Below are 25,558 nucleotides of genomic sequence, written 5' to 3'. Positions count from 1 at the left end.
ATTTTTTTAAAAGTAAGGTTTTATTTTACTCAATTTTCAATTAAACTACCTTTTTATAAGAAATCAAATTTTAAAATTAATAAAAAAGACTAAATATTAATATTTTTGTGATATAATAATCCAATTTAAGCTATTTTTGAGGATAATATTATGGATATAAACGCGATAAACAGTGCAAACAATATACAAAATTTAAATCACTTAAATAATAATTCTAATGTTTCAATAAATAAAGCTCAACTAAAATATAGTGTTGAAGACTTCAATAATGTTTCATCTGAAAATTTAAATGTTAGTAGAAGCTCAATATTAAAAAGTGAATTTTCTCAAGATATTCAATCACTAAATGATGGAATAGCAAAATCTCAAATAGCACAAAATTCTATGGATAAACTTCAAGGATTTCTAAAAAACATTGAAAATAAACTTGAAAATAGTCAAAATGTTGATGATAAAAATGAATTAAAAAAATCTATAAATCAAGATTTAAGAGAATTCAACCAAATAGCATTTGATACAAAATATAAGGGTGAAAATTTAATAGCAAATAGATTTAATGACAATCAAGAATCAATAGAAGTGAGTTCAAATAACAATATTTATTCTATTGAAAAACCGAATATTGCAAATTTTACAAATAAAATATTTGATGTTGTAAATAATGGTAACTTGGATAATGAACAAGATGTGCAAAATGCTTTAAATACTATTTCTAATACATCAAATCAATTAGAAGGTTTATCTAATCAATTTGTAGAATTTTCAAAACAACTCCAAAGCGATGCAAAAAATCAAATTATTGAACAAAATTTTAATCAAACTATCAACTTTGGAAGAGAGTCTAGTGATTTTTCAAAATCAAATATTAATGTAAACGCAGGTTATTTGGCTGCAGCTCAAGCAAATATTATACAAGAACAGAGTGTAAGACTTTTATCTTAATTCTTACACTTTAGTGTAAAATCAATAGCTACACCTTCTCTTAAACCATCATCAAAAACTATAGATTCATTTTTATTTAAAACTTCAAAGAATATTTTATAAATATATGTTCCAACTTCCATAAACTCAACTCTACCTTTTCCAACAAGCCTAGTTGTTTCTTCAATAGATTTTGTTTTTAGGATACTTAAGCTTTTTTCTAAATCTTCATAGTATATTTTTGTTCCATTTACTAAATTTCTATCATAATTAAAATAATCGATACCTAGTTTTATTGCTGCCAAAGTTGTTGGAGTTCCAGCTGTTGCTACAAAAGAAAAATCTTGCAACTTAAAATCTATACTTTTTAAAAACTCTTTTACTTCATCTTTTCTGATATCTAAATCATTTTTTAAAGAATTGTTTTCACTATTTTTTTGTGTCATAGTAACTATTCCAAAATCAAAGCTTCTACTAAAAAATTCTTTATCTTTATTGATTATTAACTCTGTGGACCCACCACCAATATCTAAAAGTATAAAATTCTTTGAATCTATTTTTTCTCTTTTTAGTGCATATTTTACTGCTAAAAGAGTTAGTCTTGCTTCTTCATCAGAATTAATGATGTTGAAATTTACACCAGTTTGTTTTTGAAAATATTCTAAAACTTCTTTAGCGTTTTTAGCTTTTCTCATGGCTGCTGTTGTAACACAAACTGCATCTTTTAAATTAAAGTTTAATTTATAAGAAGCTATTTTCAGTGCATTCACAACTCTTTCTTGAGCTTCTTTTGATATTAATCCAGTTGATATTAATCCATCTGCAAGCCCTACAACTTGATGATATTCATCTAAAATTTTATGATTTTCTCCATCATATTTTAAAACTCTAAAAGAGTTAGAACCTAAATCTATTGATATAATATCTTTCATTATAAATGTTTAATTTTTATTTTAGAGTTTAATAAATATCCAATTACAATCATCATAGATAATACAAAATATTCATTTATAAAGCCAGTTAAAAATATAAGATAAACAACCCAAAGAAGTATAGCTCCTAAAGGAGTAGGAATACCAGTAAAATATTTCTCAATTTCACCTTCATCAGCATCTATGTTAAACTGAATCAATCTTCTAAGTCCAGAAATAATATAATAAATAAATGCAGCTGAAACAAAAGCCATATTCAAAAACTCCTCTTTTGTATCAATAACTGCAAAATATATAAACATTGCAGGAACTATGACAAAAGATAAAAAATCAGCATAAGAATCAAGTTGAATACCAAATTGTGAAGAAAGATTATACTTTCTTGCTATTTTACCATCGAATATATCAAAAGCTCCAGCAAGCCAAGCAAATAAAGCTGCTGCAAAAAAATTATCATGCGTTAAAAAATATATTGCAAAAACTCCACATGCGATATTAAAAAATGTTACAATATTTGCTAAATTAAAATGACTATATTTATTGAATAAAAAACTCATAGTTTTCCTCTTTATATTTAAAAAATCTCGGTAATTCTACTATAAAGTTTCTCAATTTTAAGTTTAGCTATTCTGTGTTATAATCAAAAAGTTTATAAAAAGGAGGCAAGTATGGAAATAAATGACTATTTGAGTACATCTCTCATATATTCACAACTTGCTTTAAAAAATAGTGAATTAGCTAATTTAGATAGAAAAGAGTTTCAAAAATCTATTAAAAACAATGATGATGCTATAAATAGTTTAGATAAAAATTATGATGAAAAAGATTATCAAAGGGTTTTAAGTAGATTCGAAAATAGAGATAACGAAGTAAAAAATCATGAACAATTACATGCTAGTTTAGGTACTACAACTACACCAATAAACTATGATTACCAAGTTGGACCAGATGGAAAACTTTATGCAATTGGTGGAAGTGTAAGATTTGATACCTCTATACCAAAAGATGAAGAAGCAGCTATACAAAAATTAAATGAAATTTCTAAGGCTGCATCTGCTCCTGAAGGTTTAAGTCAAGCTGATAGTTCAATTGCACAAAGAGCAAATTTAAATAAATTACTTTTACAAAGTTTACAAGAAGGAGTAGAATATGAGAATAGATAATAATCTAGGTGCTATGTTAGGTGCTGGTTTACAAATACAAGAACAAGCATCAAATATTGCTCAAGTTGCAAATACAGTTGCTGATAGTGATTTTTCTGGTGCTGCTTCTGATATAGCAAGTGAAATGGTAGAGCAAATACCAGAAATTATAGCTTATAGTGCAAATGCTAAAGCGATTGAAGTTCAAGAAGTTGCTATGCAAAGGCTTTTAGATATAAAAGCTTAGTTTAAAGTAGAGTTTTTATATTAAACTCTACTTTTTATAAATTTTTTTAAATTATCTAGTTCATTTTCATTAAAAACTTTTATACCATTTTCTTCTAATAATCTTGCTGTTAAACCCATTTCGTTTATCAAGTTTCCATTAAATGTTCCATCATAAACTTCATTGTTCCCACAAGATGGAGATTTTGATTTAAAAAGGGCAACTTTTATATCATTTTCTTTACAAATATCCAAAGCTTTTTTTGCACCTAAAAGAAAATTAATAGTTATATCATTATTTAATTCATCGGCAACTACAAATGGTTTACTATGATTTTTAATTTCTGCTTTATTTCTTGGAATTCCTAATCCACCAGCAACTTCAGGACAAATAGAGTAAATTTCATTTTCACACATAATATCCATAAAAAGTTCTTTATAATAAAATTTGAATTTTGGATTTAAAGCAATATTTGAGTTGTTACCATCATATCGTACATCTTCTCCTAAAAGACAAGAAGATACTAAAATTTTCATATATTATTCCTAATCATTTTTTTTGGGATTGTAACAAGTTTTATATTGTTTTTTTATTTAATTTTATAAGTTTTAGCAACTTTTACAATAAAAATAGCACCTTTATCATTATTTTTTACATTTATATATCCATTCATATTTCTCTCAATAATATTTTTTGCCATATAAAGACCTATTCCTGTTCCTTGAGTTTTATGTCTTGTCGTAAAATATGGATCAAATATTTTATCAATAATATTTTCATCTATTCCACCAGCATTATCTTGTATTTTTACAATAGCAAATTTTTTTCCACTTTTTATCTCTATATTTATTAATGGATCTTTTACTTTTCGTTCTAAAATAATATCTTTTGCATTACTTATAAGATTTAAAATAACTTGAGAATATTCATTTTTATATCCCAAAATATTTATATTATCTTTAATATCAAAATTCAATTCAATTCCATGATATTTTAATGAAGAAGAAACTATAAAATAAGAGTCTTTACAAGCTTTTTCAATAGAAAAAAACTCTTTTTCTCCTTGTGGCCTAAAGAAATTTTGGAAATCATCTATTGTTTGAGACATATATGATGTTAGTTGATTTGCTTCTTTTATTTTTATATTTAAATACTCTTTTGTAAAATTATCAAAATCATATGTTACTTTCATATTCATATGAATTGCAGAAATTTGTGCAAGTGGTTGTCTCCATTGATGAGCAATATTACCTATCATTTCTCCCATTGCTGCTAATTTGCTTTGTTGAATTAATATCTGTTCTTGCTTTAATCTTTGTTTTATCTCTCTTTGTATCTTATCTTCAAGATTTTCTATTACATTATTAATCATATTTTTTAATTCATTTAATGAAATATCATTTGTATTTTGAGTAAGTCTAGTACCTAAATTTCCTCTTTGAATATTTTCTAAAACTCTTGTTGCATTTTTTATTAAAGCTTCATTTTGTTCTAAATTTGTTCTAATATAAGATACATTATTATTTATAATTTTAGCCATTTGTCCAAATTCATCTTTTCCCTCAATATCAATATTTGTAACTTTAGTTGTTTTATCATTTAAATATTTAAAAAAATTATTTAATCCATTTTGTACCTTATAAATAGATTTTAAAATATCATTAACTATAAATAATCCAGTTAAAATAGCAAAAAACAAAATCAAAACTATACTTATAATAACTTCTATTTTGACATCTGTTAATTTATCTGAAGCTTCATCATAAGCACTTGTTACATCACTTAAAGATTGTTCTTGTAAATAAAATAATTTATTTAATAAAATATCAAATTGCCTTTTACTAACAGTTGTTACATTTATATATGCACCTTCTTCAAAACCTTCATCTAAATATTTTTTTGTTTGAAAAATATGTTTTTTGTAGTTTTCCCAAATGTCACGAAGTTGCTCTTTGCATATTTCACTATTTTGAAAAAGATTATCTAGTTTTTCTAAAACTAAAATCAAATCTTTATCAATATTATCTCTTATTGATTTATTTGGAGCCATTACTAAAGATTGATAAAGTTCTCTTAAAATATATAAAGGAGTAATTATTTCATTTTGAAGATATAAAAATGTTTGAGATTTGCTATGTACAATACCAAGCGTATCTTTATTGTATTGACTAACTTGAACTGATTTATACCCTAAGACTATGATAGATATACATAAAATTAAAAATAATATTCCCAATTTTGATTTTATATTTATATTTCTTATTAAATTCATAAATTACTCTATTCTTTTAGGTTTTATAGCTTTTTCAAGCTCTTTATCATAAGTTTTATTTTCTCTTATTGACCAATGATTTTTACTTAATTCTATTCTCCATAAAGGAATAATTCCTCCTTTATATGGCTTATATATTACCTCTTTATTTACAGCCAGCACTCTATTTGATGAAGGAACTCTTAAAGTATAAGCTTTTTGTCTTTCACGATGTAAAATATTTTTTACAACTTCTTTATATTCATTTGTAAGAGGTTTTGTTATAAAAAACTTTTCTATATAATCTTGCATTATTTTATCTTTTGGAATAACACTCCAAGCACTTCCATAGTGATAGATAAAAAATACTGTCCAAGGATTTTGATAATACCAGTCATCATTTCCCCAAATCAATAAATCCCAATTTTTTTCATTTTGATTTTTATTTGTTGTTAAAAGTTCTTTATATATATCTTTTTCACTTGTTGTGATATGATAATTTAGTTTAACACCATATTTTTGTAGTTGAAACTCTATTCCTTTAAATAAAAACATAAATCTATCTTGAGTAAAAACATTTAATTCTAATCCATTTAATAATGTTTGAAGTTCTGCAAATGAAAATATTTTTTCATCTATTTTATACTCTTTTGCTACTTGTTCTACTATATCATAGTTTATTGAAGCTGTAAAAGGAGAGATACGTCCTTCTTTTTTATATACAAAATTTAGTAAAAATTCTTGATCTAAAGCTTGATTTAATGCTATTCGAATATCATCATTTAAAAGTTTTTCATTTCCATTTATAAGATTAAAGAAGATTATAAAATTGTCTGTGGATTTGGATATCACAAGCTTTGAATATTTTGATAAAATTACTTCAAACTTTTTATTAAAAGGAATTGGCATTAAATCCAATTTTCCTTCTTTTTTTGTAATATCTTCTATTGCTTCATTTATATCTAGTTGAGTATAAACTGTAATTCTTGATATCTTAGGAAACTCTTTATTCCAATAATATGGATTTGCTACAAGTTCTAATTTCTCTGTTTGTTTATGACCTATTGCAAATCCCTCTTTTAAAATATATGGTCCCATTGCAAAAGGACCTTCTACTTTATTTGCTGTTCCTGTCTCTTTTCCAACTGGATTATATTTTTCAATATACTCTTTTGTATAAAAATATACATCAGCCAAATCTTTTAAAAACATCTCATATTTCTGTTTTAATACAATTTTTACCCGTTTTTTATCAAGTTTTATAATATCAAAATCTATTTTATGAATATTTGTATATAAAAATGGATTTTTTCTAAAATACTCTAAATTATAAATAACATCATCAATAGTAAATTTTTCTCCATTTTGAAACTTCAAATTATCTCTTAATGTAAAAACATAGGTAAAATCATCCAATCTTTCGTGAGTTTTAGCTAAATCATACTCCCAACCTTGTTCATTATCAAAAGCACGAATTAACCCAGAATTTGTAGCTTTTGCAATATATGTATATGGAATAGATGGAAGAAAAATATTTATATGAGAATTTGGATGAAGAGCTTGTGCTTTATTTAATTCGCTTGTATCTTCTCTAAATTCCAGTTTTTCTACAAAATTTGAACTAAATAAAGAACAAGATATAAAACTACAAAATAATAATTTTCTAAACAAAACGATATCCAATACCTGATAAATTTAATATTATATCTGTTGGAAGTTTTTTTCTTAAATTTCTTACTAAGGATCTTAATGCACTATCAGTCATAATATCATCTTGCCAAACCTTAGTTTGTAACTCTTCGTATGTTGTAATTCTATTTTGATTTGATATTAAAACTTCAAAAAACATTAACTCTTTTTTATTTAGATTTATCACTTCTTCTTCATATCTTAACTCTTTTTTATCATAATCAAAACTATATTTTTCATCTATTTCCAAATATACTTTTTTATTTAATCCAAGACAAAATACACATTTCTCCAAAGACTCAAGCAAAGAGTCTAATTCAATGGGTTTAATAATATATTTTTCCATATGAAGTTCAACAGCTTCAAGTAAATATTTTTTATCAGTATAAGCTGTAATCATAACAATTGGTATATCTCTATTTGTTTCTCTTACTTTTTTTACAAATTCAATACCATTTAAAATAGGCATATGAATATCACTTAATATAATATCTGGATTTGTTTCACAATAGAGATTATAGGCTTCTTCTCCATTTGAAGCCTCTATAACCTCTTTTACATAATATCCTAAACTATTGGAAATATTTTTTCTTATTCCATCTTCATCTTCAGCATAAAGTATTGTTAAATCTTTTAATTTTTCAATCAGCTCTTTTTTCATAAAATCCATCTTTTGAATTCGCTTTTAAATATCTTAGAATATAATTTTCCTCTTTGTCATTTAATTGAGCGAAACCTTTCATTGTTTGTAAAATTGCTTCCCATTCTAACATTGTATGAGTTACAGCTCTATGTCCCGCATGACATGATGTACACATATCATAGTAAAATTCTTCATACTCTTCCCAAACTTCTTTTACATTTTTTGTTAAATAAGATTTTTCAATTTTAGCTTCTACTTTAACAAATCCTAATTCAGAAGCTTTATTTTTTTCTACAAAACTTCCATCTTTTTTTGCTACTAGTAAAGCTTTCCCTTTTGATGAATATAATTCATCTCCAAAAGAAACTCCACTTATCTCAACTAAAACCATTTTATCATCTATATCTTTAATAATTTTTATTGGAGTTCCTATAAATATTTCCCCATTTTTTCCATCAAAATCAGCTTTTGCATTTTCCAACAAAAACATATCACTTGAACTTGCAAGGGAAAAACTCCCTAAAACAAGTAAAGATATTAATATTTTTTTTATAACTTTCATCTTAAGCTCCTATAATTACTGGTGGTTTATAAGCTAAATTTGGTGTTATAGCTTCTACTTTTTTTATACTAACAAGAACAGAGTTTGCAGATGTTGCATTTGTCATTTGAGATGTTGGTTTTGATGATGTTAAAACATTTACTTGTCCTGAATTACATCTTGGTTTATCTTCTTTCATATTTTCAGGAGAATACCAAGCCCCCTCTTCAATAGCAACAACTCCATCACGAATATTATTTGTTATAACAACACCAGCTAAAACTCTTCCTCTATCATTGTAAACTTCAACAACTTCTCCATCTTTAATTCCAAATTTCTTTGCATCATTTGGAGATACTCTTATAGGCTCTCGACCTTGTACTTTATGTACATTTTGTACCCAAGTATTATCAAGTTGAGAGTGAATTCTATAAGTTGGATGTGGACTTAATAGATGCAGTGGATATTTTTTTATCAACTTATCATTTCCTAGCCACTCTGTTGGTTCAATCCAAACTGGATGTCCTTTAAAATCTTTATAATTATATGAAGCTAATTTTTCTGAATAAATTTGAATTTTACCTGTTTCTGTTTTTAATGGACTATTTACAGGGTCTTTTCTAAATTCTTCATGTCTTACATATTTTTTTGCTTCTTCTGGAATATCATAAGCAATTACGCCCTTTTCCCAAAAATCTTCAAAAGATATACCCATTTCTCTATTAGCTGTTGATCTATCATATAATCTTTCTAACCAATCTTTAATAGTTCTATCTCTAGTATAAGATTTCTCTTTACCAAATCTTTTTGCTAATTCAGTAAAAATCCAATAATCATCTTTTGATTCATATTTGGGTTCAACTATTTTTTTCATAGCATAAATTCTATCATTTGAATATGACATTGCACTTGCTATATCATCTCTTTCCATAGTTGTTGTTGCAGGAAGTACAATATCAGCCATTTTTGCTGTTGGAGTCCACCAAGGTTCAACCACAACAACAGTATCAAGTTTTCTCATAGCTTCAATAAGCTCATTTATATTTGGTTGATGTCCAATTGGAGAACCTCCTGCACTTAACATAAATTCAACTTTTGGATAAGTTATTGTTTCACCTTTGTAAGTTACTGTTTCACCAGCTTTATTTATTAAATCACTCATTCTTGAAGCTGGAATTGAAATATGAACTTCATCTCCACTACCTTGGCTTAATCCTCCAACTGTAACTTTTCCAGAAGCAGCATCTCCTCCACCTTCGTAGTGCATTGAAAATCCAAAACCTCCACCAGCAGTACCAATTTGTCCTACCATAGATGCTAATGTTATTAAAGCCCAATGAACTTGTTCCCCATGTTCAGCTCTTTGCATAGCCCAATTCCCAGCAATAAATGTCTTTTTAGAAACCATAATATCTGCTAGTTTTTCAATAGTTTTAGCAGGTATTTCAGTTAATTTTTCAGCCCATTTTGTTGTTTTTTCAACTCCATCTGTTTTTCCAAGTAAATAAGGTAAAAACTTATCAAAACCATAAGTATATTTTTCTATAAAATCTTTATCATATTTTTTATTTTTATATAAATAGTTCATCATACCAAGCATCATAGCAACATCAGAACCAGGTCTTATTTTTATCCATTCAGCTTTGAATTCTTGTGCTGAAACTGTATAAATAGGATCAATAGAGATTACTTTAATACCAGCTTTTTTATACTCTTCATAAGCATCATAACATCTATGATTTGGAACTGAATAACCAGCTTTATTTGTTTTATAAACATCTGCACCCCATAAAATCATAACTTGTGTATTTGCAATAATTTGTTCATGAGATGTTTGTATAGAGTAAACTTCCATATCTCCAACAATTGATGGATTAACTGGACCTGCTGCTCCATTTGAATACTCTCCAGCAGTTCCAACTGCACCACCAATTTGATTAAAAAATCTTCCAGCTAAAACATTTGGCTTAAAAGCACCAGGATGTGACCAACCACCATAAGATGCATTATAAAGTGCTTTATTACCACCTTTTGTTTGAGCTTTTTTTATAGCTTCTGACACTAAATTAAGTGCTTTTTCCCAAGAAACTCTCACAAATTCTTCTTTACCTCTAAGTTCTCCTTTGCCTTTACCTTCTAAATAACTTTTTCTCACAACTGGATATTTAACTCTTGAATCTGTACTATTTCTATCAGCCAATGCTTTTACTAAAACAGTAGGATTCGCATCTGAATCAAGTTGAGAAGTAATATCTACAATCTCACCATCCATCACATGAGCATAAAATGCACCATAATGAGAAGCACTAGGTATTTTTACAGTTCTTCTTGAAAACTCTTTAGCAAATGCACCGCTTACTGTACCACTTCCAGCTAATACTGCTGCACTAGCTGCTGAAATTTTAAGAAAATCTCTTCTTGAATTGCTCATATTAATCCTTTTTATAATATTTACTCAAGAAGTCTAACAATAAAAAATCGAAAAAAAATCGAAAAAACAAATCTATTATTCGATTTTTTTTCTATTTTATTTTTATATGCTTATGCAATTTTAGTTAAAAGGGAGAAAAAATGAGAAAATTAAAATTAAGTTTAGTAACTACAATGGCAATATCTTCTATTTGTATAGCAAATGCCAATACACTACAAGAAGCATTAACAAATGGTAAAGTAAGTGGAGAAGTAGCAGTAACTTATGAAGGTAGATATTTTGACAAAGACTATGGTGACTATTATAGAGATAGTGGATATGGTGTTGGGTCTTTTGCATTAGGATATGAAACAGGTGTTTGGAATAATTTAAGTGTAAAAAGTAAATTTAGAGCATATGGAACAATTTGGGAAGATAGTAGTTCTAAGGCCACTGGAACAGGTAAAGGTGATGCAACTGGAAGATTCTATGAAAAAAGAGGTGGAGGAGATGGTTTTGCTTATAATGGTGGAACAAAAAGTGTTGATATTGAAGAGTTATATGTAAAATATACTCCATTAAATAATATATCTGTAATAGCTGGAAGACAAGTTTTAAAAACAGACTGGATGAGCAAAACTCATGATGCAGTAAAAATTGATGCAACTTTTGGAAGCACTGATATAGAAGCTATTTGGTCTTTAAGAGATGGTAGAGTTTATGCAAGAGATTATAGACCTTTAGAAAAAATGAATGGAAATAAAGGTGTTTATAAATTGGGTTTAACTCAAAACTTCAATGACAATATTTCTGCAACTGCTTATGGAGTTATTTTTCCTGATTCAAAAGAGATTTATGGAGCAAGAGTAAATCTTAGTTATGAAGAAACATCAGCAAGATTACACTATGCTTGGAGTGATGAAGGTAAATCTTTAGATAGTGCAAATGTAAAAGATGTAAAATCTGGTATTTTAGATCTTATGATAAGTACATCTATTTATGGTTTATCTCCTTATATTGGATATGTTAAAGTTAATGATGACCTAGCCTTTCCTGGATATACTACAAACAATAAAAGTAGAGAAGCTGGTGAGATATTAGTTCCTTTTGAAGAAGGTGATTATATATTCTCAAGAGGAGCTTCTACAATATATGCTGGAATTACTAAAACTTTTGGTGATTTTGATGCAACTTTGCTTTATGGAAATACAAGATATTATGCAGATGCAACAGGAAATGAAAAAAGAGATGTAGATGAAACAACTTTATGGTTGGGATATAAAATAACAAGTGAATTAAAAACTAACTTAGGATTTACATATGTTAATGAAGATAAAAAATCTCCCATAAGTGATTATAGTCAGTTAAACCTAACGATGGTTTACTCTTTTTAATATAGTGATACTAGAAAATTTCTAGTATCATTAATCTTCAATATCTAATTTTATATCTTTTAAATCTTTATAAAAAAATGTTGGTAATTGTATATTACTAAATGCACTTTTCATAGATACAAATATTTTTGGATTTTCTTCTTCTAGTTTTGCTAAAAGCTCTTTAGTTGTAGCTCTCGCATGAGGCATTTTTACATCAAATCTAAGACCTGGACAAGCTTCATCACCTATTACTCTTATTTCATTTGTATTGGCAAATGCTCTTAATTGTCTTTCTCTACAAAAAATTAAAGGTCTTATAACTTCTAAACCATTATCTGCTGTATATTTTGGTGGCATTGTTCTCATTGTACCATTGTAAAAGAAGTTCATAAAAAATGACTCCATAGCATCATCTAAATGATGTCCAAGAGCAACTTTATTGTAGCCTTGTTCTAATGCAGTTGTGTATAAATACCCTCTTCTCATTCTTGAAAAAAATGAACAAAAAGATGAATTTTTTCTTATTTTTTCTCCAGCTAAATCAAAAATTTGAGTATCGATAATCTCATGTTCAATTCCATGCTCTTTACAATGATTACTTAAAAACTCGATTTGTTCACCCATTCCATAAGTTACAGTTACAGCTTTAAAATCAAATTTATATGGGGCTACTTTTTTTATTCTATTTAGTGCATGAATTAGTGTAAGAGAGTCTTTTCCCCCACTAAATCCAACTAAAATTCTATCACCATCTTTTATCAAACCATATTCTGCATTTGTTCTTCCAATGATAGTTGATATTTTTTTACTTAATTCTATCAATTTTATTCCTAATTATTTTTTTGGGATTATATCCAACAAAGTTTTAATAAACTATTTTAGATAAAAAATATATAATTTCGGTTTATTAGCCTATTCTAAAGGGAAACAATGACAAATGAAGAAGAATTAATATTCATTGATAAGATAAAAGAGACTATTTTACCAATTGCGATATATTTAAGTGATGAAGAGATAAAAAAAATTATTGATCAAGTAGAAAAATCAAATGATACTTTACCAGAAGGCTTTGGAAATATGCTTTTTGAACAAGTTATTATAATGAAATACAATAGATTAGGTAAATAAAATGAGAGATTTTATAAGTTATAAAAAATCTTTAGAAATATTAAATAATATAAAAATTCCAAAATCTGTAACAAAAAGAGTATTTATTTCAGATGCAATTGGTCAAGTTTTAGCAAAAGATATAGTTGCAGACCATAATAGTCCAGAGTTTCCAACCTCTGGCATGGATGGATATGCTATAAAATTTGAAGATATAAATAGTGATTTTTTAGAGATTATTGATAAAAACCCAGCTGGATTTGTGGTAGAAAAAAGTGTTGAAAGCAAAACTTGTATTAAAACTTTTACAGGTTCACTTATGCCACAAGGAAGTGATACTTTAGTTCCTATTGAGAATGTTGAAGTTATAAACAATAAAATAAAAATTACAAAACCTGTTCCTTTTGGTTTTGCAGTTAGAAATATAGGTGAAAACTACAAAAAAGATGAAATTTTAATCAAAGCTGGGACAATCATTGGATTTAGTGAAATTGGTGTTTTAGCTTCACTAAATATTCCTCAAATAGATATTTTTATAAAACCTTTAATAGCAGTCGCTAGTACTGGAAGTGAAATTTTAGATTTAGGTGTTGAAAAGACAAATAATGCACAAATAAGAAGTTCAAATCACCTAACATTAGAGGCTTTATTTAAAAGTAATGGAGCAGATGTTTTACAAATGGGTCCAGTTGAAGATGATATAAAAACTATTACAATTTTTTTTGAAACAGCTTTACAAAAATCTGATATTGTAGTAACAACTGGTGGAGTTTCAGTTGGAGATTATGATTTTGTACAAGATGTTATAAAAGACAAATTAAAAGCAGAAGTTTTATTTCATGGAGTTAGTATAAAACCTGGTATGCATATACTTGTAGCTTTAAAAGATGAAAAAATCATCATAGCACTTCCGGGATTTGCTTATTCTTCAACTATTACAGCAATTTTGTATGTTTTACCTTTGATTTATAGATTTAGAAAAGCAAATGAAAGATTACCTATAATAAAAGCTAAAATAAATCAAGATTTCAAAAAAACTCAAAATAAAACTATTTTTACTGCTTGTAATGTTGAATATAAAAATAGTGAATATATCATTGATTTTGTAGGTAAAAAATCTGGCACTAGTGCTATTTTGACAAATATGTTGGGTAATCCTGCACTTTTAATACAAGATGAAAATAGTGAAGATATAAAAGCTGGTGATTTAGTTGATATATTGTTGTTAAACAATCTTAAATAATGAATAAAAATATTTTTTATATTTTAATAGTTCTTGCTATGATTTTTTGGGGTGCTTCTTGGATAAGCACCAAAGTTTTAACTACTTATGTAAATGCTTATGAAATGGTATTTTTACGAATGGGAATTTGTTTTATCTCTATGATTCCGATTGTATATTTTTTAAAAATGCCATATAAAATGGATTTAAAAACTTTTATCTTAGTAGTAATTGCTTCTATTTTATTGGTTTTATACTCTGTTTTTATGTTTTTTGGAGTTGATCATGGAACTGGTAGTTTTGGTGGAGCATTAGTTCCTACTTTAATACCAATAGCAACATATATTCTTGTAGCAATACTTTCTAAAAAAACAATTTCATTAAAGCACTCTTTTGCTTTAGTTTTGGGTGCTTTTGGAGTTTTAAATATGTTAAATGTTTGGAATTTTCAAGCAGATGAGATATTTTCAAAAGACAATATTTACTTTGTAACTATCTCATTTTTATGGGCAATTATCACGATAATCACAGCAAAAGCTACAAAAATAAATGCTTTTGTATTTACTTTTTATACCTATGTTATCTCAACTTTTATTATCTATATTTTATATATTGATAACTCTATTTTCCAAACAGTGATAAATTATGACTTTAATTTTTGGTTCAATGTATTTGTAATCACAATCCTAAGCACAACATTTGGAACTTCTATATATTTTTTAGGTGCTACAAAACTTGGAGCAAAAGAAGTTTCTAGTTTTGTATTTTTAGTACCTGTAAGTGCTATTTTTTTAGGAGCTATTTTTTTAGGAGAAGAAGTTGGAGTAAATACTATGATTGGAGTAGTTTTTGCGATGATTTCAATATATATTTTAAATAATCTTAAATTTCCAAAAATATTCAAAAAAAGAGTTTAGAAACTACAAGTTTCTAAATCTCCATTTTTAAATCCTTTTTTAAAAGCTTCCATTCTTTGTTTTGAAGTTCCATGAGTAAAAGAATCTGGTACAACATAACCTTGAGCTTGTTTTTGTAAAGTATCATCACCTATTGCATTTGCAGCATTTAAAGCCTCTTGTAAATCACCATCTTCTAAAGAGTTAAATATAGCTTGTGAATGATGAGCCCAAATACCAGAATAACAATCAGCTTGTAGTTCTACTTGAACTTGAAGAGCATTTTGTTTTGTAGTTGAAAGGCTACTTTTTGCTTGTTGGACTTTATTTAAAGTTCCTAAAAGGTTTTGTATATGATGCCCTATTTCATGAGCTATTACATAAGCTTGTGCGAAATCTCCAGAAGCATTATATTTTTTTGCTAATTCATCAAAAAAAGATAAATCAAGATAAACTTTACTATCAACAGGACAGTAAAATGGTCCAACTTGTGAAGATGCAAATCCACAAGCACTTTTAACTCCACCTCTAAAAAGTACAAGTTTTGGCTCTTGATATCTTAATCCATTCTCTTTAAAAATATTTGCCCAAATATCTTCAGTTTGCGCTAAAACAGCACTCACAAACATAGCACTTTTATCATCTTGTGCTTGATTTACTACTTTAGAAGTTTGGTTACGTTGAGTTCCTCCATCAAGTAAAGCTAAAGGATTTATACCAAAAATAAAATATGCGAGAACACCAACAATTAAAATAATTCTTCCTATTTTTGTACCTAAAAGTGCCTTTATCAAAGGTAATAAAGCTACCATAGAAGAACCACTTGTTCTACTTCCAAAATTTTGAGTTTCGCCTCTTCTATCTTCTACATTTGAACTTCTTCTATTATCTTCCCATTTCATCTATATCCTTAATATTTAAAAAAATTATTATATATTATCTTTAAATTAATATTGCTGAAAGATTTTTAATTCATTCCCAAGCTCTACTTTTATAAATAATATTATAGTTTTTATCCTTCTATTTATTTACATTTTCTTTAAAATATTCAAAAAAATCATATTTCTCATACTCTTTTTCATACTCATTTACTCTTTTCATAAATGCTTCACTAGGTATTATCTTATGTTCAGGCATAACATCTTTATGAGACTTTATTGAACTAGGCTTACCTGTAGAATCAATGCTTCTAGCGTATTTAATATTTTTTAATCTAAAATCATCAGATTTCTTATCTGTTAAATCTACAGGGTTTCCTTTATGAAGCCAAATTTGCATATCAATATTTTTACCATTATTAGAATTTGCGAAATTAACAACACTAAGACGAATAAGGTCTATTCCTTCAAATATATTTCTATAAAAATAAACAACAAGTGGCACTCCACCATGATTATATTCTGCAAAACCATCTTTTTTAAAAGAATGAGCAAAAGTAGTGCCATCTATACCTATTTTTATTTTGAATGATTTATGATGGTCGTTTATACCATACTCTTTAGGTAAACTGCCATTTCTTTCAATATATTTATTTTTTTCATTCTCAGTATTCTCAATTAAATTCAAAAATGTCATTGAATTATTATTAGGCCAATCTAATCCTATCTGTTCTGTTGTATTCCAAGGCACTGTTTTACTATTATTTGGTAAATATATATCCAATATTTTATTACTATTAAACTTTCTACAATTATCAGATTTACCAAAATATCCACAACTTATATCATTTACAACTTCTACTCTATAAGCTATAGCTAATGCTCCTTTAAAATCATCACCACCTATCCATCTTTTTGGCATTCCAAATCTCTCTGCAAACTCTTTTGTATATACCCATACATGTTGTGGTGCTTTTGAAGCTTGTTTATCACCAATTTTTTCTTTTACTTTTGGATTATATTTTCTATCAAAGATAGAATAAGCTCTAAAATCACTTTCTGAATACTCTTTATTTTCTCTTAAATCACCTTCTTCATTTAAAAGTGGTACTTTGAAATTTTCTTCTGATTTAGAAGATGTTTGATTATTAACAGCATTAGAAGTATTAAGTTCATTAGCCAAACACCCACTAAAAATAAATACTATTAGAAGTGGTAAAAAAAATATTTTAATATAAGTTTTCATTTTATATTTCTCCTTGTGTTATTTTAATCTTTAATTCATTCTCAAGTTCTTAAATAATATTATAATTTCATTTTACTTTTAATGTGCATTCCCAACGAGGACGTTGGGAACGAGAAAAACTTTTATCTATATATTCTTTTTTCATTTGAAATCTTCTCCTCTAATATTTTAAACAAAAATGAAATGGTTTTATAAAAATTTTATACATTTATTTAATTCTTATAATTTTCATTTTTACAAGTTCATTTTTATGATGATTAATATCATAAGACCTTTCATCTAACTCTTCTCCTCTAACACATCTTACATAATATTTCCAATCAGTAGATGTTCTTACACTAGAAAATAAAAAATCTTCATCACTATAATCTGAACTATATCCAGAATCTTGATAACCTGTTTTTGTAGAAGACCAATATCTCTCTAATTTAGCATTTTTTAATGTACTTAAAAATTTTGTTGGATTATTTTTATAGTATAAGGTTAATAATTCTACTCTATTTGGTAATCTCCAATCATAAAAACCACCTAATATCAGTTCTTCACAATATTTTACTGCTCCATTATAATCTCTTTGTATTGTTATAGAATCTATATCATCTTGCCACATCAATTTTGTTGTTGAATCAATAACATAATTTTTTGCTTTTTGTTTCTCTATTAATTCTTTTTTTGAAGCTAAATAAGATTTATTTGTTTTTATATCTATTGTTTTATAAAAATTTTTTAGTGCTTTACAACCATCTTCATAATTTTTTGCACATAAATCTTGATATATTGTTTCTGCTTCAAAATAGTTTTGTTCTATACCATATCCAACTTCCGTCATATAACCTTTCATCATACAAGCTTCATTTAGATTCCCATATATACAAGCTTTATCAAAATGTTTAAAAGCTTTTACATTATCTTTTTCAACACCATCTTCTCCAATATAATAGATAATTCCTAATTTAGAACAAATTTGATAATCATCTTTTTCACAAGTTTTATTCAGATACGAAATATATTGTTTATTATTTTCATAAACTTTTTTGTATAGAACTGCAGAAAGTAAGCAAGCTTCTGTAAAATTTTTATCACAAGATATATCTAAATATTCTAAAGCTTTATCATTGTTTTTCTCTTGCATATATATTTTTCCTAAAATAAAACAACCATTATAAACCTTTAAATCACAACTTCTTTTATAAAACTCTTTTGCATAATCCATATTTTTTTCTAAAACTTTACCTGTCAAAAACATATTTCCTGCATTGAGACAATTGAAAATTTCTTTATTATCGCAACTATTTCTAAATATTTCTAGGGCTTTTTGTTTATTTTCATTTTTATACTCTTTTATACCATCTTGCATATCTGCATACAAAAAATTAAATAAGAATAAACTAATTAAAAAATATTTCATATTCTATTTCCTTTTAAACCTTATTCTATAATTTTAGTTATTTATTGCCAATGTTTGATTTTCACTATTTACTAATTCATTGAACTTTTGCAAAAATAGAAACTTCTTCCTTATTATCACTACTTCTAATTCTTAAAACTCTTTCATAACCTTCTATTTTATCAATATTAGTACTTCCAGTCATATTCATCTCCTTTTAATATTTTTTTTTCTATTAAAATCTCTCTAATTTTTTTAATATCATTTTTATTAATAGGTGCTAATTCTATAAAAAAAAATAATCTTTTAAAAATCTTTTTTAAATACCCTTTATAATTGCTTTTATAAAAAATTAATAATCCTGAACCAAAATGGATTTTTTGACTATGTTCAATTATCAAATCTTTATATTTAATTTTATTAAAAATACTTTTTCCAAATATTCTCCACTCTTTTATTACATGATAATTTGTAAAAATCACTCTTTCAAAAAAACACATATCGCAAATAATATATACAATAAGTGTAAAAACAAATGCTGCAACTAAAGAAGAAAATAAATTTATATTAAAGAGTAAAATGGAAATAATAATACCAAACATATAAAATAACATTCTAAATATTCTTCCAAAAAAATTATATTTCAATTCTAATAAAATATTTTGATCATTCATTTTTATTTCTCTATTTTAATTCGTTCCCAAGATCTAGATTAGGAATGAATATATTTTCTAAATAATATTAATTTCATTTTACTTTTAATATGTATTTCCAACGAGGATGTTGGGAACGAGAAAATAATTAAAATGTTCAAATAAACTTTTTTCTTCTGTATTAGACATCTATAACTCCTTTTTAGATTCAATCAATTTTAATGGTGTTACTAAAGCAATTAGAAATTTAATTAATATATATATTATTATAGAGGATGACCATAATATCCAAGCTTTTTCAATATTAGTTATTAAATATAAAATAAGAGCTATTATTCCGATTCCTATAAAAAAACCATGTCCCAAATTAAATAAATCAAATACCCAATCAAACCATTTCGAAAGATTATATTTACCTCCACAATTAGAACATTTTATTTCATTTGTAAAAACTAGCCTATACCAATTCTTTATTTTGCTAATTTTTGTTCCACATACTTCACATTCTTTAGTTAATAAACTCATATTAAACTCCCTATAATTTAAAGAATATATACTTTTACTTATTCCTTATTTAAAAGATATTTTTCTGATATTTTTTTATTTGGTTTTACTCCCAAATCCAAAAATTTCTCTGCTCTTGAGATAAGATTTCCTCTACCAGAACTTAGTTTATTCATAGCTTTTTGATATGAATCTTGGCTTTTATTTAGATAGTTTCCAATAGATTCTACATCTTCAACAAAGGCTACAAATTTATCATATAAATCACCTGCTTGTTTTGATATCTCTTTTGCATTTTCATTTTGTCTTTCATCTGCCCAAATATTTTCAATAGTTCGTAAAGTAATATATAAAGTTGAGGGAGAAACTAGCATAATATTATTTTTTAAAGCTAGTTCAAAAATATTTTGATTTGTTTGATTTAGCAAGATAAAAGCCCCTTCAATAGGAATAAACATCAAAACAAAATCTAAACTTCTTAAATCACTCAAATTCTCATATTTTTTTGAACTCAAATCTTTAATATGACTATTTATAGAACTTAAAAGTCTGTTTAAAGCATCTTTCTTATCATTTTCATCTTCACTATTTGTGTAGTCAATATATGAATTTAAAGATAGTTTTGAATCAATGATAATATCTTTGTTTGTTGGAAGATGAACTATCACATCAGGACGAAATAGTTTTCCACTATCATCTTTAAAAGAGTTTTGAACTTTGTATTCTAAACCTTTTCTAAGTCCAGTTTGCTCCAATATTGAAGATAAAATCATCTCTCCCCAATCACCTTGAAGTTTATTTTGTCCTTTCAAAGCTTTTGTAAGATTTATAGCATCTTGTGAGATTTGATTGTTTAACTCTTTTAGATTCTTTATCTCTGTTATAAGTGAACTTCTTTGTTTTGTATCTTCGTTGAAGATCTCATTTACTCTTGTTCCAAATAGAGTTAATTGCTCTTTAAAAGGTGTTAAAACTTGATTTATATTTTGGTTTGATTTTTTTTGAGTATCATCAAAAAGTCTATTTGCAAGGTTTTCAAACTCTAGTTTCATCTGTTGTTTATTATTTTCTAAAAAAGCAATTTTCTCTTTTAAACTCTCTTTTTCAACTCTGAAAAGTTCTTCAATATTTGCAAGTTTTAACTCATAAGAGTTTATGATATTTTGATATTTTTGTCGTATAAAAAATATAGTAGCCAAGAAGATTACTAAAACCAATCCTACAAAGGCTACTAAAATAAAATAGTCAATATTTATCATATCTTATCACTAAATTTTTTTGTATGTACATCATACCCAAGCTCTTTAAATCTCTCAATTAAAGGTGGATGAGAGTAGTAAAAGAAAATATATAAAGGATGAGATAATGGAAATGATTTATTTTCATTTGCAAGTTTTAATAAAGCATTTACTAAATCCTCTTTTGTAGCTAAATTTGAGCCAAATTCATCTGCTTTATACTCATTGTGTCTTGAAATAAGAGATATTAAAGGCATCAAGAAAAATGACAATATTGGAGAAAATATCAAAAATACCGTTATTATTGCATAAGGTTCGTTGTTTAAAGATAATCCTAAAAATAATTCATCATTTAAATTTCCAAATATTGCAAAGAAAACAAACATAACAAATCCCATAATTCCTATATTTTTTAAAATATCACCATTTTTGAAATGTCCTAATTCATGCCCTAAAACAGCAAGTAATTCATTGTGAGTTAGTTTTTCAACTAAAGTATCAAATAAAACAACTCTTTTTGTACTTCCAAGTCCACCAAAATAAGCATTTAATCTATTATCTCTTTTACTTGCATCAACACTGTAAACCCCACTACTTTTAAACCCTACTTCATCTAAAAGTTTTTCTATTTTTTCTTCAAGTTCTTTATCTTTTAGATTTTCAAATTTATCGAACATTTTATCCCTAATAACTGGATAAAGCATATTTATAAGTATAATTACAGCAAAAATAAAAATAAATCCAAAAATCCACCAAGCTGGGAAGTTTTGAATGATAAATGCAATTCCTGCAATTACAAGTGAACCAAAAACTAAAAATAAAATACCAGTTTTAATAGTATCTTTTATAAAAAGTGCTGGTGTAATGTTTGAAAATTCATATTTTTTATTGAGTTTAAAAGTTGAATATAGTTCAAATGGTAAACCTAAAAGCCAATTTATAATTATAAATAAATCTACAAAAACAATAGCTTTTAACCAATATTCATCAATTTGTATAAATGAATCTAAAGTTTTTAACCCAAAACCAATCCATATAATAAATAGAACAAAATCATAAAAAGTTGAAGCAAGATTTAACTTCTCTTTTTCTATTGCATAGTTTGAAGCTTCCAGATATTTTGAAGGCTCTAAAATAATAGCTTCCAATTTTCTTGCATCTTGTATAAAACCTATTTGCATAAATGAAGTGTAAATATTAACAGCAAAATAGATACAAAATGCTATAACAAATATCTCTAACACATATAATCCTTTATAATATATTTTAAAGATTATATTTTATTCAAATTTTGCTCTAAACTCTTTTAATTTAGATATTAACTTCTCATCTTTTGAGATATAAATCAAATCATAGTTCTCTTCAAATGACTTTTTTGTAAAGTTTGTACTACCTATAAGAGCTAAATTGTCATCTATTAACATAGCTTTTATGTGCATTTTATTTTTATCTTTATTTACAATAGTTTTTATTTTGTTATCTTTAAAAAGTTTTAAAACATCATCATCTTTTGAAACTTTCTCACCATCAAGTAAAACAGTTATATCTGTACCATTTTTTGAAGCTTCTAGTAAATCTTTTGCTATTTTTTTATATGAAAAATTGTACATAGCAATAAAAATAGAAGATTTTGCTTCCTTTATTAAAGATTTGATTTTTTCTTGTGCAATTTTTGACTCATCAGGAAGTAAAAATACTTCGTTTGCAAAAATATTCAAAGAAAAAAGTAAAATTAGTATTAGTTTTTTCATATTTTACTCCAATATAGAAAATATATATTCAGGGATTTTTGCTGGTTTAAAGTTTTTTAAGAAAGCTAATTTGAAAGTAGCTTCAAATATCTTTTCATCTTCTCTAAAAATTTCTTGTTTCATTAAAATTGAAGCTGATTTTTTCTCTATTAGCTTTGTTTTAACTTCTAAAATATCAGCAAAAACTGCTGATTTTATCCAGTTTGCTTCGCAAGATTTTACTACAAAAAATTCATCTCCATTATGAGGAGATAAACCTTTTTGAAAAAACAATTCACTTCTGGCTCTTTCACAAAACTTTAAATAGTTTGAATGATAAACTATCCCTCCACAATCTGTATCGTCGTAGTAAACTCTTATTTGCATTAGATAGTAATCTCTTTAATATCAGCTATTTTCCTAAATCCTTGATAAACAAGACCTATAAGATTTTTTCTATTTGTTCCTATTTTTTCATCTTCGTGATTTACAAATACATTCTCAAAAAAGTTATCTAATTGTGGTTTTAAAGCAAAAAGTGCTTCAAGTTCTTCTTCAAAAGTTTCAAAATTTGTAGTTATAACTTTATTAAATAGGCTATAAAGCTCTTTTTCTTCATTTACTTCAAATAAACTTTCATTTATAGTTAAATCTTTTAAATCAACATCTTTTATGATATTTGCAACTCTTTTAAATGTAGTTACATAATCTTTGAAATTATCACTTTGAACTATTGGATTTAAAGCTTCAACTTTTAAAGAGATTTTATAAATATCACTTTCACCACTTGATAATATGGCTTTTAAAACAGTTGGATTTACACTATCGAATATTTTAAACAGTCTTTCATTGAAAAATTCAATTAAAACTTTTTTATCTAAATTTTTATAATTTACTGACAATTCATCAACTATTTTTGTAAAATCAATAGCAAGTTTATGTTTTATAGCTATTCTTACTATTCCAAGTGCCGCTCTTCTAAGTCCAAATGGATCTTTTGAACCAGTTGGAATTTTTCCTACACTAAATAAAGCCATAAGATTATCTATTTTATTTGATAAAGCTACAATACTTGAAAAAACTGTTGAAGGAAGTTCAGACTCTTCTCCTGTTGGTAAATACTGCTCTTTTAAAGCCAATGCTAAAATTTCAGGTTCATTTGCAATTTTTGCATAGTAATATCCCATCAATCCTTGAAGTTCCGTAAATTCATAAACCATTTCACTCATCAAATCAGCTTTTGAAAGCATAACAGCTTTATTTACTAACTCTTTTTCATTTAAATTTAAAGTATTTACTAAATAAGAAGCTATTTTAGATTCTCTTTCACATTTATCATACATAGAACCTAAACCTTCTACAAAAACAAGTTTTTTAAGACCTTCATTTGATAAACCATTTTTTATATCATTTTTATAAAAAAACATAGCATCAGCAAGTCTTGGTCTTAAAACTTTTTCATTTCCTTGTATTATATATCCAAAATCATCTGTTTTTGCATTTGAAACAACAATAAAATTGTTTGTTAATTTATCATCTTTATAAACTGCAAAATATCTTTGATTTTCTTTCATAGAAGTTACTATAACTTCTGGTGGAAGAGTTAAAAAATCTTCATTAAACTTTCCAATAAGTGCAGTTGGATACTCTGTAATAGCAACAACTTCATCTAAAAGTTCACTATCTATTTCTATTTTGATATTGTGTCTTTGTTCAATATTTTTCATCTGTTCTAAGATGATTTTTCTTCTTTCATCTGGATACAGTATAACTGCATTTTTATCAAGTTTACAAAAATAATCTCCAGCAAAATCAAAACTAAATGGTTCATAAGATACCATTCTGTGAGCAAATGAAAATTTAGAAGATTTAACTCCAAAAAGTTCTGATTCAACTATTTCATCACCTAAAACAACACTTAAACTTCTAATAGGTCTTATAAAACTATCACTTCTACTTGCCCATCTCATAGACTTTCCAAAGTTAAGTGAAGAGATAAATTCATTTATCATACTGTTTAAAAGATTTTTAGATTCTTCACCTTTTAACTCTTGTTTAAAATATAAAACTTCACCTTTTCCTAAATCTTTTGTTTGTAAAGCTGAAACTTCCACTCCCAATTTTGAGGCAAAACTAACAGCTGCACCTGTTGGAACTCCATCTTTAAATGCTATTTTAACTGGTGCTCCAAATTGCTCAACAACACTATCTTCTTGTTTTACTTGAAATTCTCTATGCCATAAAACTAACCTTCTTGGAGTATAAAAAAAGTCAAAATCACATAAAAGTCTATTTTTTTCTAAAATATTGCTCCATTTTTTCTCAATATTTGGTAATTCATTTAAAAATGGAATAGCTGGTAATTCTTCAACACCAATCTCAATTAAAAGCGGTTTATTCATCTATATTTTCCTTTTTAGAAGTTGTATTTTTTTCATTCTCTTCGATTTTATCTGTATGTTTTTTTATCTGCTGTCTGTTGAAGTTTATAATAAACATAGCAACCATAAAAACAAATAAAATTATAACTATTGTATCTAGTATCTCTTTCAATTTAAATCCTATT

27 protein-coding genes are annotated in these 25,558 nt (G+C 26.2%); 7 read left to right on the top strand and 20 right to left on the bottom strand.

Annotated features, from left to right (window positions below):
* Window positions 1–150 precede the first annotated feature (150 nt).
* Window positions 151–942, top strand: coding sequence for a hypothetical protein (locus CRU91_RS01200; RefSeq protein ID WP_113892554.1), 792 nt, complete (start codon window positions 151–153; stop codon window positions 940–942).
* On the opposite strand, the gene CRU91_RS01195 is transcribed toward CRU91_RS01200, so the two are convergent.
* Both CRU91_RS01195 and CRU91_RS01190 read right to left on the bottom strand, forming a co-directional pair.
* Window positions 939–1,853: a Ppx/GppA phosphatase family protein gene (locus CRU91_RS01195; protein ID WP_113892552.1), complete on the bottom strand. Its 915-nt coding sequence runs from the start codon at window positions 1,851–1,853 to the stop codon at window positions 939–941. The genes CRU91_RS01200 and CRU91_RS01195 overlap by 4 nt on opposite strands.
* On the bottom strand, window positions 1,853–2,410 hold the full coding sequence (locus tag CRU91_RS01190) for a CDP-alcohol phosphatidyltransferase family protein (protein ID WP_113892550.1): 558 nt from the start codon (window positions 2,408–2,410) through the stop codon (window positions 1,853–1,855). Before CRU91_RS01190 ends, CRU91_RS01195 begins: the two co-directional genes overlap by 1 nt.
* 111 nt (window positions 2,411–2,521) lie before the next feature.
* On the opposite strand from CRU91_RS01190, the gene CRU91_RS01185 reads away from it, so the two are divergent.
* Together CRU91_RS01185 and CRU91_RS01180 are read left to right on the top strand one after the other, a co-directional pair.
* Window positions 2,522–3,016, top strand: a complete 495-nt coding sequence (locus CRU91_RS01185) for a putative metalloprotease CJM1_0395 family protein (RefSeq protein WP_113892548.1) — start codon at window positions 2,522–2,524, stop codon at window positions 3,014–3,016.
* The gene (locus CRU91_RS01180) at window positions 3,003–3,242 is read left to right on the top strand and encodes a hypothetical protein (RefSeq protein ID WP_113892547.1); all 240 of its coding nucleotides are present in this window, start codon (window positions 3,003–3,005) and stop codon (window positions 3,240–3,242) included. Before CRU91_RS01185 ends, CRU91_RS01180 begins: the two co-directional genes overlap by 14 nt.
* Before the next feature lie 20 nt (window positions 3,243–3,262).
* Here CRU91_RS01180 and CRU91_RS01175 read toward each other — a convergent pair whose 3' ends face one another.
* Genes CRU91_RS01175 through CRU91_RS01150 form a run of 6 tightly spaced genes read right to left on the bottom strand, consistent with a single transcriptional unit; the run spans window position 3,263 to window position 10,776 of the window.
* Window positions 3,263–3,757, bottom strand: a complete 495-nt coding sequence (locus tag CRU91_RS01175) for a DUF523 domain-containing protein (protein ID WP_113892546.1) — start codon at window positions 3,755–3,757, stop codon at window positions 3,263–3,265.
* A 53-nt stretch (window positions 3,758–3,810) separates the two neighbouring features.
* A complete protein-coding gene (locus CRU91_RS01170) occupies window positions 3,811–5,493 on the bottom strand; it encodes a HAMP domain-containing sensor histidine kinase (RefSeq protein ID WP_113892545.1) in 1,683 nt (560 codons plus the stop codon).
* A 3-nt stretch (window positions 5,494–5,496) separates the two neighbouring features.
* Entirely contained in the window at window positions 5,497–7,143 is a 1,647-nt protein-coding gene (locus tag CRU91_RS01165) for an ABC transporter substrate-binding protein (protein ID WP_222718367.1), read from the bottom strand.
* Window positions 7,136–7,822 carry a response regulator transcription factor gene (locus CRU91_RS01160; RefSeq protein WP_113892543.1) on the bottom strand — a complete coding sequence of 229 codons (687 nt, stop codon included), beginning with the start codon at window positions 7,820–7,822 and terminating at the stop codon, window positions 7,136–7,138. The genes CRU91_RS01165 and CRU91_RS01160 overlap by 8 nt, the downstream gene beginning before the upstream one ends.
* Window positions 7,803–8,366 (bottom strand): hypothetical protein, encoded by a 564-nt coding sequence (locus tag CRU91_RS01155; protein WP_113892542.1) that lies wholly within the window; start codon window positions 8,364–8,366, stop codon window positions 7,803–7,805. Before CRU91_RS01155 ends, CRU91_RS01160 begins: the two co-directional genes overlap by 20 nt.
* Window position 8,367: 1 nt before the next feature.
* A complete protein-coding gene (locus CRU91_RS01150; RefSeq protein WP_113892541.1) occupies window positions 8,368–10,776 on the bottom strand; it encodes a molybdopterin-dependent oxidoreductase in 2,409 nt (802 codons plus the stop codon).
* 140 nt (window positions 10,777–10,916) lie between these two features.
* On the opposite strand from CRU91_RS01150, the gene CRU91_RS01145 reads away from it, so the two are divergent.
* Window positions 10,917–12,149 (top strand): Opr family porin, encoded by a 1,233-nt coding sequence (locus CRU91_RS01145; RefSeq protein WP_113892540.1) that lies wholly within the window; start codon window positions 10,917–10,919, stop codon window positions 12,147–12,149.
* Between the two features lie 30 nt (window positions 12,150–12,179).
* Here CRU91_RS01145 and CRU91_RS01140 read toward each other — a convergent pair whose 3' ends face one another.
* Window positions 12,180–12,953, bottom strand: a complete 774-nt coding sequence (locus CRU91_RS01140) for a tRNA 2-thiocytidine biosynthesis TtcA family protein (protein WP_113892539.1) — start codon at window positions 12,951–12,953, stop codon at window positions 12,180–12,182.
* Window positions 12,954–13,061: 108 nt separating this feature from the next.
* Here CRU91_RS01140 and CRU91_RS01135 point away from each other — a divergent pair, with 108 nt between their 5' ends.
* Genes CRU91_RS01135 through CRU91_RS01125 form a run of 3 tightly spaced genes read left to right on the top strand, consistent with a single transcriptional unit; the run spans window position 13,062 to window position 15,377 of the window.
* Window positions 13,062–13,259: a hypothetical protein gene (locus CRU91_RS01135; protein ID WP_113892538.1), complete on the top strand. Its 198-nt coding sequence runs from the start codon at window positions 13,062–13,064 to the stop codon at window positions 13,257–13,259.
* 1 nt (window position 13,260) lies between these two features.
* Window positions 13,261–14,481: a molybdopterin molybdotransferase MoeA gene (locus CRU91_RS01130; protein ID WP_113892537.1), complete on the top strand. Its 1,221-nt coding sequence runs from the start codon at window positions 13,261–13,263 to the stop codon at window positions 14,479–14,481.
* Window positions 14,481–15,377 (top strand): DMT family transporter, encoded by an 897-nt coding sequence (locus CRU91_RS01125; protein ID WP_113892536.1) that lies wholly within the window; start codon window positions 14,481–14,483, stop codon window positions 15,375–15,377. The genes CRU91_RS01130 and CRU91_RS01125 overlap by 1 nt, the downstream gene beginning before the upstream one ends.
* Here the strand turns inward: CRU91_RS01125 and ypfJ are convergent.
* From ypfJ to CRU91_RS12180, 11 genes are all read right to left on the bottom strand, one after another.
* Window positions 15,374–16,258: a KPN_02809 family neutral zinc metallopeptidase gene (gene ypfJ / locus CRU91_RS01120; RefSeq protein WP_113892535.1), complete on the bottom strand. Its 885-nt coding sequence runs from the start codon at window positions 16,256–16,258 to the stop codon at window positions 15,374–15,376. The two genes, CRU91_RS01125 and ypfJ, sit on opposite strands and share 4 nt — an antisense overlap.
* Window positions 16,259–16,376: 118 nt before the next feature.
* On the bottom strand, window positions 16,377–17,480 hold the full coding sequence (locus CRU91_RS01115) for a hypothetical protein (protein ID WP_113892534.1): 1,104 nt from the start codon (window positions 17,478–17,480) through the stop codon (window positions 16,377–16,379).
* 208 nt (window positions 17,481–17,688) lie between these two features.
* Window positions 17,689–18,888 carry an Lcl domain-containing protein gene (locus CRU91_RS01110; protein ID WP_113892533.1) on the bottom strand — a complete coding sequence of 400 codons (1,200 nt, stop codon included), beginning with the start codon at window positions 18,886–18,888 and terminating at the stop codon, window positions 17,689–17,691.
* A 167-nt stretch (window positions 18,889–19,055) separates the two neighbouring features.
* Complete coding sequence (locus tag CRU91_RS01105) at window positions 19,056–19,541, bottom strand: hypothetical protein (protein WP_113892532.1); 486 nt, start codon at window positions 19,539–19,541, stop codon at window positions 19,056–19,058.
* A gap of 168 nt (window positions 19,542–19,709) precedes the next feature.
* Window positions 19,710–20,045 (bottom strand): hypothetical protein, encoded by a 336-nt coding sequence (locus tag CRU91_RS01100; RefSeq protein ID WP_113892531.1) that lies wholly within the window; start codon window positions 20,043–20,045, stop codon window positions 19,710–19,712.
* Between the two features lie 38 nt (window positions 20,046–20,083).
* Window positions 20,084–21,283 carry a DNA recombination protein RmuC gene (locus CRU91_RS01095; RefSeq protein ID WP_026804372.1) on the bottom strand — a complete coding sequence of 400 codons (1,200 nt, stop codon included), beginning with the start codon at window positions 21,281–21,283 and terminating at the stop codon, window positions 20,084–20,086.
* A complete protein-coding gene (locus CRU91_RS01090; RefSeq protein ID WP_113892530.1) occupies window positions 21,280–22,506 on the bottom strand; it encodes a M48 family metallopeptidase in 1,227 nt (408 codons plus the stop codon). Before CRU91_RS01090 ends, CRU91_RS01095 begins: the two co-directional genes overlap by 4 nt.
* 36 nt (window positions 22,507–22,542) lie before the next feature.
* A complete protein-coding gene (locus CRU91_RS01085) occupies window positions 22,543–23,013 on the bottom strand; it encodes a phospholipase D-like domain-containing protein (RefSeq protein ID WP_113892529.1) in 471 nt (156 codons plus the stop codon).
* 3 nt (window positions 23,014–23,016) lie between these two features.
* Window positions 23,017–23,379: a YbgC/FadM family acyl-CoA thioesterase gene (locus tag CRU91_RS01080; RefSeq protein ID WP_113892528.1), complete on the bottom strand. Its 363-nt coding sequence runs from the start codon at window positions 23,377–23,379 to the stop codon at window positions 23,017–23,019.
* The gene (gene glyS / locus CRU91_RS01075; RefSeq protein WP_113892527.1) at window positions 23,379–25,394 is read right to left on the bottom strand and encodes a glycine--tRNA ligase subunit beta; all 2,016 of its coding nucleotides are present in this window, start codon (window positions 25,392–25,394) and stop codon (window positions 23,379–23,381) included. Before glyS ends, CRU91_RS01080 begins: the two co-directional genes overlap by 1 nt.
* A complete protein-coding gene (locus CRU91_RS12180; protein WP_162830427.1) occupies window positions 25,387–25,545 on the bottom strand; it encodes a hypothetical protein in 159 nt (52 codons plus the stop codon). The genes glyS and CRU91_RS12180 overlap by 8 nt, the downstream gene beginning before the upstream one ends.
* Between the last annotated feature and the right edge of the window lie 13 nt (window positions 25,546–25,558).

Origin of the sequence: Aliarcobacter vitoriensis (genome assembly GCF_003316695.1) — a bacterium.
GTDB lineage: Bacteria > Campylobacterota > Campylobacteria > Campylobacterales > Arcobacteraceae > Aliarcobacter > Aliarcobacter vitoriensis.
The sequence above is the reverse complement of the archived record's forward strand: the minus strand, read 5'-3'. Positions and strand labels throughout refer to the sequence as shown.